Here is a 12,886-nt window from a genome sequence, read left to right as displayed (position 1 = left end):
AAGGAGTTGTAAGATATGAGAGAGAAGCTTCTCCCATATGTGATCGGTTTACTGCCCATACTGATGGTACTGGGGAATTCGATGCTGATTCCCATTCTTCCCGAGATTGAAGAAGATTTGCATTTAGGGAGCAGATGGTCCGGATTCATTTTAAGTTCATTTACAATCCCTGCAGCTTTGGTCATACCTTTTGCAGGGGTATTGTCTGATCGCTATGGGCGTAAACGGTTGATCAGCGTTTCGTTATGGATCATGATTCTTGGAAGTGTACTGTGTATCTTTAACGGAGGGGTCATTAGCTTCTTTATGCTCGGCAGAGGATTGCAAGGTGTTGGAGCAGCAGGGACGATGCCTCTCGCCATGGCATTGGTAGGTGATCTTTATCAAGGGGAGGAGCGATCAAGGATGCATGGTTCATTGGAGGTATTCAATGGCATCGGCAAAGTGGCAGCTCCACTTATTGGTGCCACCCTCGCCCAACTTGTTCTTTGGGACCAGTCTTTTTGGGTGTTCCCCGTGATTTCTTTAGCGATCTTAATCGGTCTGCGACAAACTGTTGACTCAAATAAAGGTGTTCGTAAATTGGATGTGAAAGCATTATCTGCCGTTTTTTTATCAAAGGGGAGGCTTCTGATCCCTCTCTATGTCATCGGGGGAACCGGCTTATTTTTATTATTCGGCATTCTCTTCTATCTTTCCTACCATATTGAAAATACTTTTCAAATTGATGGATTTTTCAAAGGGTTTTCATTCATTTTCCCCCTTGGGGCGATGACGATCTGTTCGTATTGGTGCGGAAAAAGATTGAAGACTGATGAGGAATTGGGGTGGACCTATTTGAAATGTGGGCTAATCACGATGAGCATCCCTTTAGGGTTATTGATCTTTTTTTCTTCATTGGGATCTTTGATGTTTTTTCTCACCGTAAGCTTTGGGGGACTAGGATTGATGCTTCCTGTCATCAATACTTTCATAACGGGAAGCGTATCTGAACATGAAAGGGGGATGGTTGTCAGTCTTTATGGTGCTGTAAGATTCGGCGGTGTGGCTTTGGGCCCTGTTGCTTTTGGTGTGTGGAGGGAGGATCCAACACAAATGTATATCATCACATTTGGATTCACATTGATGAATATCCTCCTATTTGCACTTTTGGCAATACGTACAAAAGGGGGGCACGTACTGAAATCTAACAGACCCTTTTAAACAAAGTCCCCGTCAATTGAAAACGGGGACTTTGTTTAGTGGCGTATTTTCCTTTGAGGGATTTCTTTCACTACTAAATACAGGATGACGGTAATGACAAACCAGTCCAATATTGGAGCAGCAGGAATCCTGGTTTGTAATAATTCCATTAGGGTAAAAAATACGGTAGAAACTGTAGCCGAATAGGCGGTGATGCGAAAGCTTTGGCGGTATGGTACATTTCGTTTCAGTACATTTGCAAAGGTAACACCGATGATGGCGAAAATGGTTATTTTTAAGAATGTCATTCCGGAGGTGAATACATAAAGAATGCTTAATGCCACAGGGATCAATATCCATTTCAAATCTTTGAGTGATTTCAGGATGTCGAGTAACTCATCCTTTGTTACAGTGCTATCACCAAACAAAGTATAAGATGAGGATTGAACATGTCCCTGGCTGATGACCACGAAGTCATCCTTAAGGAAAGCAACCGTATTTTCATTCCTGTCAAGGTTTCCTTCTTTCATTTGACCACTATCATCCAAGATGATGGTCATGCCTTCTTTCTCGAGGGTCACGGGCTCGGACTGGTCAGAAGTCAAGGTGCCATTCTCGATCGAAAACGAGGGAAGTTCTTTATCCAGAGAATCCCTTAATGTATCAAGGGCACTGGTTGCAAACGATACAAATTGTACGGCCACAGGAATGATGGATATAAGTGCAAGCAAAAAAATGAAACGAATCGTCTTGCCAATTCCCTGGAAACGGAATTTTGCAATATCTTTTGGGGAATAGATACTTTTATACAATTGCTGAAATACATTCATCTCGATTATTTCTCCTTTCGTGCATACCCTATCTATTTTAAGCTTGTCTTCATACTTTCATCAAGTAAGTACTTCAGGATTAAATTAGAATTAATATTATTTGTAACATAAATGCAATAAAAGTCGACTTTTATTAACCTATTGTAAATTTGGGGCGAAAAGTATTTACGTAAGCCCTGTAATATATTAAAAATGATATGGGGTTTTTGTTGTTTAATGTCGAAAATATATGTAGGGGTTGAAAAAATGGAATTAAATTGGCAGGAAATGTTGTTTCAGTTCTTTGGGGGACTAGGTATTTTCCTCTTTGGGATAAAGTATATGGGGGACGGCCTTCAGAAGTCAGCGGGTGAACGCCTTAAGGAAATCCTTGATAAGTTCACGACCAATCCGTTCATGGGAGTGTTGGCAGGGGTTTTTGTTACAGTCCTGATCCAGTCGAGCAGTGGGACGACGGTTATCGTTGTCGGGCTGGTAAGTGCCGGTTTCATGACCCTCAGACAAGCGATCGGTGTCATCATGGGGGCCAATATCGGTACGACGGTGACAGCCTTCATCATTGGTGTTGACATTGGGGAGTATGCCCTCCCGATCATTGCCGTAGGTACCATCTTATTATTCTTCTTCAAGAATAAAAAAGTCCATAACCTTGGACAAATGATCTTTGGCTTCGGTGCCTTATTCTATGGGCTTGAATTAATGGGTGGAGGAATGAAACCTTTACGCTCACTCGAAGCATTCCATGATTTGACCGTCAGTATGAGTGATAATCCGATTCTTGGAGTGGTAGTCGGTACGTTGTTCACCGTGGTTGTACAAAGTTCATCTGCCACGATCGGTATCCTTCAGGAGCTGTACAGCTCCAACCTGGTTGACTTACAGGCGGGACTGCCGATTTTATTTGGGGATAACATCGGTACAACCATCACAGCTGTATTGGCTGCGCTGGGTGCATCAGTAGCTGCCAGGCGAGCTGCGGCGGTACATGTACTCTTTAACTTAATCGGAACAACCATATTCTTGATCATATTGCCGTTATTCTCAAAGTTTGTCATCTATCTACAAACTACATTCAACCTGAATGAGCCTATGACCATTGCATTCGCTCATGGTACTTTCAATATAACGAATACCATCATTCAATTTCCGTTCATCGCCGTATTGGCGCTGATTGTAACGAAGTTGATTCCGGGTCAGGACTCGATCGTTGATTATAATTCTAAACATCTGGATCCTGTATTCATCGAACAATCTCCATCCATCGCGTTGGGCCAGGCAAAAGAAGAAGTTCTCCGCATGGGAACATTTGCCATTAAAGGATTACAGGAAACAAATGAGTTCTTAAAGACAAAGAGCTCTAAAAATTCAGAAACAGCTTATCAAATTGAAGGTGCCATCAATAATCTTGATAAGAAAATCACGAACTATCTAGTTGATCTATCATCTGCTTCCCTCTCGGAATCTGAATCTGAGCGTCATTCCATTCTTATGGATACGGTTCGGGATATTGAACGCGTGGGTGATCATTTTGAAAACATTGTTGAGTTAGTTGAATACCAGCAAGCCAACAAAGTAAAAATCACCGATGATGCCATGTCCGATCTTGAAGTCATGTTCAATTTGACGATTGAAACAGTTGAAAAAGCGATCAAGTCTTTGGATTTGAACGACACTGAAATTGCAAGAGAAGTGGCAGAGAAGGAAGATCAGATCGATAAAATGGAACGTAAGCTCCGCAAACAGCATATCCTGCGTATGAACGAAGGGATATGTTCGGGACAAGCAGGCATCGTGTTTGTTGATATCGTCAGTAACCTAGAACGTATCGGTGATCATGCCGTCAATATTGCGGAAGCAGTATTGGGAGTAGAATAAGTTTCTTTCCTGACCTCTTTGGAATTTGTCAAAGGGGTCAGTTTTTTTTATACTCAAAAGGGGGTGTTGAAACGTGGACATCGTTTATTGGAGTATCATTATCATACTCATGATTTTATCATTTGTCGGGCTTGTGTATCCGATTTTGCCAAGTGTCGTTTTCTTAATGGGCAGCTTTCTGCTGTATGGGGTGTTTTTCAGCTTTGAACCATTCAGCTGGTTGTTCTGGACTGTACAGATTCTGTTTGTCGCCCTCTTGTTTGGTGCCGATTATATGGCGAACCTGATCGGTGTCAAAAAGTTCGGAGGCTCGAAGGCAGGGATATGGGGAAGCACAATCGGGCTGCTCATTGGTCCATTCGTCATCCCTGTCATAGGAATATTGATCGGACCTTTCCTTGGCGCAGTCATAGGCGAATGGATCGTTCATCGGTCCAACCTCAAGACAGCATTTAAAGTGGGAATAGGATCCGTCATAGGCTTCATCTCAAGCGTATTCACAAAAGGATTTATTCAAATTGTTATGGCCGTCTACTTCTTTTGGGTTATTTAATCCTCCCTAATCAGAAAAATTACAAAATAATATTCACATGACTAGTCAGTAGAAAAGAGGGGTATTTTATCCTTGTAAGAAAAAAGTGAGAGATTGAAGGCAAAATATTTGAACAGATATAGTAGTTTTGGTAATCTTATACTGAAACGGCCTGAATATAGCTATTCAGGAAACTATACATAGGGAGGAATTTATAATGGCTTACGAATTACCGCAATTACCTTACGCATATGATGCCTTAGAACCTCATATCGACAAGGAAACAATGAACATCCACCACACAAAACACCATAACGCATATGTGACGAAAGTAAATGATGCACTTCAAGGACACGACGATTTATTAAGCAAATCCATTGAAGATCTTGTTTCTAACTTAGACGCTGTTCCTGAAGGTGCTCGTACGGCAGTTCGCAATAATGGTGGCGGTCACGCTAACCACTCTCTATTCTGGACGGTATTATCACCGAATGGTGGAGGCGCTCCATCTGGAGAGCTGGCAGATGCCATCTCTTCCAAATTCGGAAGCTTCGATTCATTCAAAGAAGAATTCGCAAATGCTGCTGCAACACGCTTCGGCTCAGGCTGGGCTTGGCTTGTAGTGAACAACGGTGAATTGGAAGTTACAAGCACACCAAACCAGGACAGTCCTTTAATGGAAGGGAAAACTCCGGTTTTAGGTCTTGATGTTTGGGAGCATGCTTACTACCTGAACTATCAAAACCGTCGTCCTGATTACATCAGTTCATTCTGGAACGTTGTAAACTGGGATGAAGTATCGAAGCGTTATTCAGCTGCTAAGTAATTTTATTAATCAGGTAAGAGAGGTTCTTTCAGGAACCTCTCTTTTTTTTGTATAAGTTCCTTCCCTTTTTCACAAGATAGGGGTACGTTAAAGGGGAGTTTTACACATGAGCAGCTTTAAAAGAATATTAGGTGACATTGATTTAACAAAAGATCTGACTTTGCTCCTGTTGATCGGGGGACTATACTCCTTGAGTATTGCCCTGTCGAACACATTTGTGAACATATATTTATGGAAACAGTCAGGTGAATTCATTGATTTGGGTGTATATAATTTAACCGTTGTCATCTTTCAGCCCCTGACATTTATTTTAGCCGGAAGGTTGGCAAAGAAAGTGGACCGGGTGATTGTATTACGCTTCGGTGTTATTTTTTTGGCTCTCTTTTACATATCCGTTTTAGCATTCGGAGAATCGGCAGAAGATTATCTTGTCGTGTTGGGAGCGTTACTTGGGATCGGCTATGGTTTCTACTGGTTAGCCTTCAATGTGTTGACATTCGAAATCACAGAACCTGAAACAAGGGATTTCTTCAATGGCTTCCTCGGTACTCTGACGTCTGCCGGGGGAATGATCGGACCGATCCTCGCCGGTTTCATCATTTCCAGGTTTGCTTCCTTCAAGGGGTATACCATTGTATTCGGAATCTCTCTTTTACTTTTTTTCATCGCGGTTATTATGAGTTTCTTCCTTAAGAGGAGGCCGGCATCCGGACGCTATCTCTTTCTTAGGATCCTGGAGGAAAGAAAGCACAATCACAATTGGCGCTTCATCACAAATGCCCACTTCTTCCAGGGGCTGAGGGAAGGAACCTTCATCTTTATCATATCGGTGTTTGTATTCATCAGTACGGGAAGTGAATTTGCCATCGGTACCTTTGGATTGATCAACTCAGGCATTGCCTTTGTGGGCTATTATGTCGCTTCCAGGGTCATAAAGAAACATTTGAGGAAACGCGCCATCCTACTCGGTGGTATCCTTCTTTATCTGGCCATATTCCTGATCGTATTTGATGTCACGTATACGAAACTATTGCTTTATGCAGGTGTCATTGCCATTGCCTATCCCATCCTGTTGGTCCCTTATATCTCTATGACATATGATGTGATCGGTACGGGATGGAATGCAGCTGAAATGAGGATCGAATACATTGTTGTTAGGGAAATCTTCTTGAACCTCGGAAGAATCGTCTCAGTCCTTGCCTTCATCATAGCCGTGACTTTCTTTAATCAGGAAGAGAGCATCCCGATACTCTTATTGATCCTTGGGGCTGGGCATACACTGATATATTTATTTGTACGGAAAGTCGTGCTGCCTTTATAAGGGACTTAATACAAAGAGAGGGAAAGATTTCCTCTCTTTACTTATGGCTAGATTATCCCTGAAATTTTCTATAAAATAAGGGGAGGGTAAAGATGATTCTGTTCCCTCCTTGTTAGATGTCCAATCAACCAGGAACGAAACAAGGGCAGAGTGAGATTTTCACATAGAGGAAGGGCTGGAAGACTTGAAAAAAAATAAGAGAAAAAGAAAGACGCATGTTCCCGTCAGGATGAATCTGCTGTTTTTTGCTGTGTTCTTATTATTTTCCCTTCTTGTACTTAGACTTGGACTTGTTCAGATCGTGAATGGGGAAAGCTATAAAAAAGAAGTGGAAAGAACGGAAGATGTCGTGGTCAATACAGGAGTGCCACGCGGGAAGATGTATGACCGTTATGGGAATGTGATCGTCGATAATATTCCGCTGAATGCCATTACGTATACACGGGCAAATAATACGAAGATCGATGAAATGATCGAAGTCGCGTCCAGGCTTTCCAAGTTCATCGAAAAAGATACGGAAGACGTGACTGAGCGGGACAAAAAGGATTATTGGATTATCAAGCATCCTGAAGCAGCCGATGAAAAAGTCTCGGAGGGGGAAGTCAAAAAGCTCCAAAGCAATGAAGAACTGTCTGAAGATGATGTGAATAAAAAAGTGTATCAGATGAGGCTCGACCGGATTACCGAGAAAGAACTGGCTTCACTCACTGAAAATGACCTTGAGATCATCGCCATTTATCGTGAGTTCTCCAGTGGCTATGCGCTGAATCCACAGATTGTGAAGAATGAAGGGGTCACTCCGGAGGAATTCGCAACGGTCAGTGAGCATCTGAGTGAACTTCCAGGTGTCAACACCACGACAGATTGGAAGCGTTCCTACGTATTTGATGATACGTTACGGACCATTTTAGGGAACGTGTCCTCTTCAAGGGAAGGATTGCCAAAGAATTTGGTCGATTCCTATTTAGCTCAGGATTATAACCGGAATGACCGCGTAGGTAAGAGTTATGTGGAACTTGAATATGAAGATGTTCTTCAAGGACAAAAGGAACAGATCAAGAACGTCACCAAAGGCGGAAGTGTGCTTGAATCCGTCCTTGTTCAACAAGGACAGCGAGGCAAGGATATCGTCCTTACCATCGATATGGAACTTCAGCGGGAAGTCGAAAAAATAATCGAAGAAGAATTAAGCAAACAGATTGTCCACCGGGACGCATCTCCAGATCTGGACCGGGCATATGTCGTCATGATTGACCCGAATACAGGTGAGATCCTTGCAATGGCTGGTAAACAATATGTCAAGAATCCTGAAACGGGCAAGTACGAAATGCGGGATGCTGCACTGGGAACCTTTACATCTTCCTATGAAGTAGGTTCCGTTGTGAAGGGCGCTACGGTATTAACAGGATATATGACCGGGAAATTGACGCCGGGTGAGGTTTTGATTGATGAACCGTTAAGAATCAAAGGGACTAATCCGAAGACATCCTGGTTCAATAAATATCAGCAAATCCCGATGACCGATTTATATGCATTGGAAAAGTCCTCCAACGCCTACATGTGGAAGGTTGCCTTGAAAATTGCCGGTGGCCGGTATGTACCAAATGAGCCGATTGTGAACAACCCGGCAGCGTTCGATGTGTTCAGGAATCACTACGCTCAATTTGGTTTAGGTGTCCCGACAGGCATCGACCTGCCCGGTGAATCGGCGGGGCTTACGGGAACCAAGACAGATCCCGGTTTCTTACTGGACCTCGCGATCGGTCAGTTTGATACGTACACCACCATGCAGCTGGCACAATATGTTTCTACCATTGCGAACGATGGTTACCGTGTACAGCCTCATATTATGAAGGAAATAAGAGAACCGACCAATGAAAAGGAAAGGCTCGGTCCCATTCTGTTCGAGAAAGAGACGAATGTACTGAATCGAATTGATGCGACCCAGGAACAGATCGAACATGTTCAAAAAGGGTTCTACCGTGTCTATCATAACCCTGAAGGAACGGGGTACTTATTTCATGATGCACCGTATAATGCAGCGGGTAAATCCGGTACGGCCGAGACGTATATCGACGGGGAACTGAGTTATAACACCACGTTGATCGGGTATGCGCCTTACGATAATCCTGAGGTGGCGTATGCGACTGTGGTTCCCGCCTCTCATATACAGGCAGGAGGCGTGGCCGATCCATACGTGAATAAGTACATCTCCAGACGGGTGATGGATAAGTACTTTGAATTAAAGAAGAAGCGTGCCGAAGAAGAGAAAGACCCTACTTCCGTAAACAAGAAAGTCGAGAACGCGGAAGAGGCAGAAGAGCAAATGCAGAAGGAAAGAGAACAGAATAACTAATTTTAACAAGCTGATTCATGGGAAAATGGTTCCATGAATCAGCTTTTTTTATTGTAAATCATAGCATCACACCATGAATAGGCTTCATGAATTCATGAAAAAAAGACATTTTGTATGATCGTACATAATTTATCAATCATTGCACAATACTAGTGTTAATAAGGGTTTAAAGCTTTTATGAACCGCGGAATCATAAAGAAAAATGTCGAATTTACAAAACCTTTACAATCGATTAAAACACCATTAACACTCATCTATTAATCTAGTACTCGTAGGACAAAACAACCAATATTCTAGGGGGAATTAAAGAATGAAGAACTTCAAGAAATACGGTCTGCTTTTAATCATTGCAACGCTCGTGGCATTTGCCGCTGCATGTGGAAATGGAAGCAGCACAGATGAAAATGCTGGAGACGACAAAAAAGGTTCAGAAACAGCTGGTTCAATCGTAGTTTCAGGTTCTTCTGCAATGCAACCACTTGTTGCTGCAGCAGCTGAAGAATTCATGGCAGAAAATCCGGATGCAGATATCCAAGTGAACGCTGGCGGTTCTGGTACTGGATTATCCCAAGTTTCTGAAGGGTCCGTTCAAATCGGTAACTCGGATGTATTCGCTGAAGAAAAAGAAGGAATCCCGGCGGACGAGTTAGTTGACCATAAAGTAGCGGTTGTAGGTATGACGGCTGCAGTTAATCCTAATGTTGGTATCAAAGACATTTCTAAAGAAGATCTTAAAAAAGTATTCACAGGTGAAATCAAGAACTGGAAAGAGCTTGGTGGTAAAGACCAAAAGATCACACTTGTAAACCGTCCAGACTCTTCTGGTACTCGTGCAACCTTCGTTAAATATGGTCTTGATGGAGAGACTCCTGCTGAAGGAATCACTGAAGACTCTTCAAACACTGTTAAGAAAATCATCAGTGAAACAGATGGAGCCATCGGTTACCTTGCTTTCTCTTACTTCACAGATGACAGCGTAACTCCACTTTCAGTTGATGGTGTAAAAGCAACGGATGAAAATGTACAAAAGGGTGAATTCCCAATCTGGGCATATCAACATTCTTACACAAAAGGTGAACCTGAAGGATTAGCTAAATCATTCCTTGATTACATGATGAGTGAAGATGTTCAAACTGGTTTACTGAAAGACCAAGGTTACATCGCTGCTACAAAAATGGAAGTAGAGCGTGACGCTGAAGGGAAACAAACTAAGAAGTAAAAGATGATGCAATTAAATAAATTGATAGGGTAGATGCTCGAGGGCATTTACCCTATTATCTCGTATTTAGGGGTGTTTATGGATATGGAAAACAAGCTACCTGCCTCAAAGAGGCTGATCAAAAGCAATAGATCTTGGATGAACGGTGAATTTAAGGGAAAGTTCTTAGTGACATTAAGCGCAGTCATCATGATTGCCGCAACAATTTCCATCACCATTTTCTTAACTTCAAAAGGGTTGCAATCATTTATTAAAAATGGTGTAAGTCCAATTGAGTTCTTAACCAGCCCGGATTGGAAGCCTACAGGTGAGAATCCAATGTATGGTGCTCTTCCGTTCATTTTCGGTTCCTTTGCGGTTACGATACTTTCTGCTCTGATTGCAGCACCGCTAGGTATTGGAGCAGCTATCTTTATGACGGATATCGCCCCATCATGGGGAAGAAAAATCATGCAGCCGATAGTAGAACTCCTTGTCGGGATCCCGTCAGTTGTTTATGGATTTATAGGGCTTACAGTATTGGTCCCATTTATTCGATCTAATACTTCCGGTATAGGGTTTTCACTGCTTGCCGGTATGATCGTATTATCCGTGATGATTTTGCCGACCATCACAACCATTGCCACAGACGCCATGAGTTCATTGCCGAAAAGTCTTCGCGATGGATCATATGCATTGGGGGCAACAAGATGGCAAACTATTAGAAAAGTATTAATCCCTGCAGCATTGCCAACTTTATTGACAGCAATTGTATTGGGAATGGCGAGAGCATTTGGTGAAGCACTGGCTGTTCAAATGGTCATAGGAAATACAAGAGATCTTCCTCAAAGTATAGTAGATGCGTCGGCAACGTTGACCACGATCATAACGCTAAATATGGGACATACCACTTATGGAAGCGTGGAGAATAACACGCTATGGTCGATGGGCCTCATCCTATTAATCATGTCCTTCGTATTTATCTTATTAATCCGCTACTTATCATCGAGGAGGAAAGTCTAATGAATAGTAAGAGAGCAGACAAGATCGCCACTGGCGTGTTCATTGGAATCGCAACAATCATTATAGCCCTTTTAGTGGCGCTATTCTCATATATTTTAGTGAAGGGTTTACCATATGTAACGTGGGATTTCCTTACAACCCCGTCCAGTGCAGTCCGTGCCGGAGGAGGGATCCGGGATCAATTATTTAATTCATTCTATATCCTGATCATCACGATGATCATTACGGTGCCCCTGGGTGTCGGCGGAGGCATCTATATGGCTGAATACGCAAAGCCTGGCAAGATCACGAATACCATCCGTTCTTGTATTGAAGTACTGGCCTCATTACCATCTATCGTCATCGGAATGTTTGGACTATTGGTGTTCGTGAATACAACGGGTTGGGGATATACCATTATAGGTGGAGCCCTGGCACTTACAGTATTTAATCTTCCTGTATTGGTTCGTGTTAGTGAAGATGCCATCAGAGGCGTACCGCGTGAGTTGAAAGAAGCGAGCCTTGCTCTCGGGATCACCAATTGGCACACGGTTAAAACCGTGCTCATCCCTGGTGCATTCCCGTCTATTTTGACGGGGGCGATCCTTGCGTCGGGTCGTGTATTCGGTGAGGCTGCTGCCTTATTATTCACAGCTGGCCTGTCGACTCCCAGATTGAACTATATGGATTGGAATCCAGTTTCGCCTACATCTCCTTTAAATCTTTTCAGACCTGCGGAAACACTGGCTGTTCACATTTGGTCAGTCAACACCCAAGGGTTGATTCCCGATGTAGATGAAAAAGCAGCAGGAGCATCAGCCGTCTTGATTATTTCGGTGTTGATCTTTAATCTGGGTGCACGATTCATCGGAAGCTACATTCATAATAAAATGACAGCCACAAAATAATAGAAGGTGTGATAGTACATGTCGGTTCAATTAGAAACGAAACAGAAGCGCTCTTCAAGAGTAGCGGATCGAATCAAAAAAGAGACCATCATCGATGTGCAGAATTTAGATTTCTATTACGGGGATAATCACGCCGTTAAAAATATAAATATGGAAATTGAAAAAAATGCTGTAACAGCTTTGATCGGCCCTTCAGGTTGCGGGAAATCAACCTTCTTAAGAACGGTAAACCGCATGAATGACCTGGTCCCGATCGCCCGTGCAGAGGGGAAGATCATGTATGAGGATGTGAATCTTCTAGGTAAGGACATTGATGTAGTAGCCCTTCGCAAAGAAATCGGGATGGTTTTCCAGAAGCCGAATCCATTCAGTAAATCCATCTACGAAAATATTGTTCATGCACTGAAATTTTCTGGAATCAAAAAGAAGAGTGTACTGAATGACCTGGTAGAAGAAAGTTTGACAAAGGCGGCACTGTGGGATGAAGTAAAAGACCGCCTTCATACGTCGGCACTCTCACTATCCGGTGGACAGCAGCAGCGTTTATGTATTGCAAGGACGATTGCAATGAAGCCGACCGTCATGTTATTGGATGAGCCATGCTCGGCACTTGATCCAATTTCAAACGCAAAAATCGAAGAATTGATCACCGATCTAAAGAAAGAGTACACGATTGTCATTGTGACCCATAATATGGGGCAGGCATCCCGTGTTTCTGACAAAACGGCATTCTTTTATAATGGTGATTTAGTGGAATTCGACCAAACCGAAAAGATTTTCACCAATCCATCAGAAAAAAAGACGGAAGACTATATTTCAGGGCGTTTCAGTTGATCATTTAGTTGGAGGGGTTTCG

The 12,886-nt window shown here is 42.8% G+C and carries 11 protein-coding genes; 10 read left to right on the top strand and 1 reads right to left on the bottom strand.

Features of this window, described 5'->3' with window-relative positions; all coding sequences use genetic code 11:
• Nucleotides 1–15: 15 nt before the first annotated feature.
• Nucleotides 16–1,203: an MFS transporter gene (locus tag V8G47_RS12620; RefSeq protein ID WP_336200440.1), complete on the top strand. Its 1,188-nt coding sequence runs from the start codon at nucleotides 16–18 to the stop codon at nucleotides 1,201–1,203.
• A gap of 35 nt (nucleotides 1,204–1,238) precedes the next feature.
• Here V8G47_RS12620 and V8G47_RS12615 read toward each other — a convergent pair whose 3' ends face one another.
• A complete protein-coding gene (locus tag V8G47_RS12615) occupies nucleotides 1,239–2,012 on the bottom strand; it encodes a DUF1189 domain-containing protein (protein ID WP_336200439.1) in 774 nt (257 codons plus the stop codon).
• Between the two features lie 246 nt (nucleotides 2,013–2,258).
• Between V8G47_RS12615 and V8G47_RS12610 the strand changes: the two genes are divergently transcribed.
• The 9 genes from V8G47_RS12610 (at nucleotide 2,259) to pstB (ending at nucleotide 12,864) form a co-directional block, all read left to right on the top strand.
• Complete coding sequence (locus tag V8G47_RS12610) at nucleotides 2,259–3,887, top strand: Na/Pi cotransporter family protein (RefSeq protein WP_336200438.1); 1,629 nt, start codon at nucleotides 2,259–2,261, stop codon at nucleotides 3,885–3,887.
• 73 nt (nucleotides 3,888–3,960) lie between these two features.
• Nucleotides 3,961–4,440, top strand: a complete 480-nt coding sequence (locus tag V8G47_RS12605; protein WP_336200437.1) for a DUF456 domain-containing protein — start codon at nucleotides 3,961–3,963, stop codon at nucleotides 4,438–4,440.
• A 196-nt stretch (nucleotides 4,441–4,636) separates the two neighbouring features.
• A complete protein-coding gene (locus V8G47_RS12600) occupies nucleotides 4,637–5,245 on the top strand; it encodes a superoxide dismutase (protein WP_336200436.1) in 609 nt (202 codons plus the stop codon).
• Between the two features lie 106 nt (nucleotides 5,246–5,351).
• Entirely contained in the window at nucleotides 5,352–6,566 is a 1,215-nt protein-coding gene (locus V8G47_RS12595) for an MFS transporter (RefSeq protein ID WP_336200435.1), read from the top strand.
• Between the two features lie 163 nt (nucleotides 6,567–6,729).
• Nucleotides 6,730–8,922, top strand: a complete 2,193-nt coding sequence (locus V8G47_RS12590) for a peptidoglycan D,D-transpeptidase FtsI family protein (protein ID WP_442970846.1) — start codon at nucleotides 6,730–6,732, stop codon at nucleotides 8,920–8,922.
• 310 nt (nucleotides 8,923–9,232) lie between these two features.
• Nucleotides 9,233–10,141 carry a phosphate ABC transporter substrate-binding protein gene (locus tag V8G47_RS12585; protein ID WP_336200433.1) on the top strand — a complete coding sequence of 303 codons (909 nt, stop codon included), beginning with the start codon at nucleotides 9,233–9,235 and terminating at the stop codon, nucleotides 10,139–10,141.
• A gap of 78 nt (nucleotides 10,142–10,219) precedes the next feature.
• On the top strand, nucleotides 10,220–11,143 hold the full coding sequence (gene pstC, locus V8G47_RS12580) for a phosphate ABC transporter permease subunit PstC (protein ID WP_336200432.1): 924 nt from the start codon (nucleotides 10,220–10,222) through the stop codon (nucleotides 11,141–11,143).
• Nucleotides 11,143–12,030, top strand: a complete 888-nt coding sequence (gene pstA / locus V8G47_RS12575) for a phosphate ABC transporter permease PstA (protein WP_336200431.1) — start codon at nucleotides 11,143–11,145, stop codon at nucleotides 12,028–12,030. The genes pstC and pstA overlap by 1 nt, the downstream gene beginning before the upstream one ends.
• An 18-nt stretch (nucleotides 12,031–12,048) precedes the next feature.
• Nucleotides 12,049–12,864, top strand: coding sequence for a phosphate ABC transporter ATP-binding protein PstB (pstB, locus tag V8G47_RS12570; RefSeq protein WP_336200430.1), 816 nt, complete (start codon nucleotides 12,049–12,051; stop codon nucleotides 12,862–12,864).
• Nucleotides 12,865–12,886 lie beyond the last annotated feature (22 nt).

Source organism: Rossellomorea sp. LJF3, from assembly GCF_037046045.1.
Lineage (GTDB): Bacteria > Bacillota > Bacilli > Bacillales > Bacillaceae_B > Rossellomorea.
The sequence above is the reverse complement of the archived record's forward strand: the minus strand, read 5'-3'. Positions and strand labels throughout refer to the sequence as shown.

Coding starts and splice junctions, on each gene's coding strand:
- V8G47_RS12620 (WP_336200440.1), top strand. CDS start 16: ATGAGAGAGAAGCTTCTCCCATATGTGATCGGTTTACTGCCCATACTG.
- V8G47_RS12615 (WP_336200439.1), bottom strand. CDS start 2,012: ATGAATGTATTTCAGCAATTGTATAAAAGTATCTATTCCCCAAAAGAT.
- V8G47_RS12610 (WP_336200438.1), top strand. CDS start 2,259: ATGGAATTAAATTGGCAGGAAATGTTGTTTCAGTTCTTTGGGGGACTA.
- V8G47_RS12600 (WP_336200436.1), top strand. CDS start 4,637: ATGGCTTACGAATTACCGCAATTACCTTACGCATATGATGCCTTAGAA.
- V8G47_RS12595 (WP_336200435.1), top strand. CDS start 5,352: ATGAGCAGCTTTAAAAGAATATTAGGTGACATTGATTTAACAAAAGAT.
- V8G47_RS12585 (WP_336200433.1), top strand. CDS start 9,233: ATGAAGAACTTCAAGAAATACGGTCTGCTTTTAATCATTGCAACGCTC.
- pstC (WP_336200432.1), top strand. CDS start 10,220: ATGGATATGGAAAACAAGCTACCTGCCTCAAAGAGGCTGATCAAAAGC.
- pstA (WP_336200431.1), top strand. CDS start 11,143: ATGAATAGTAAGAGAGCAGACAAGATCGCCACTGGCGTGTTCATTGGA.
- pstB (WP_336200430.1), top strand. CDS start 12,049: ATGTCGGTTCAATTAGAAACGAAACAGAAGCGCTCTTCAAGAGTAGCG.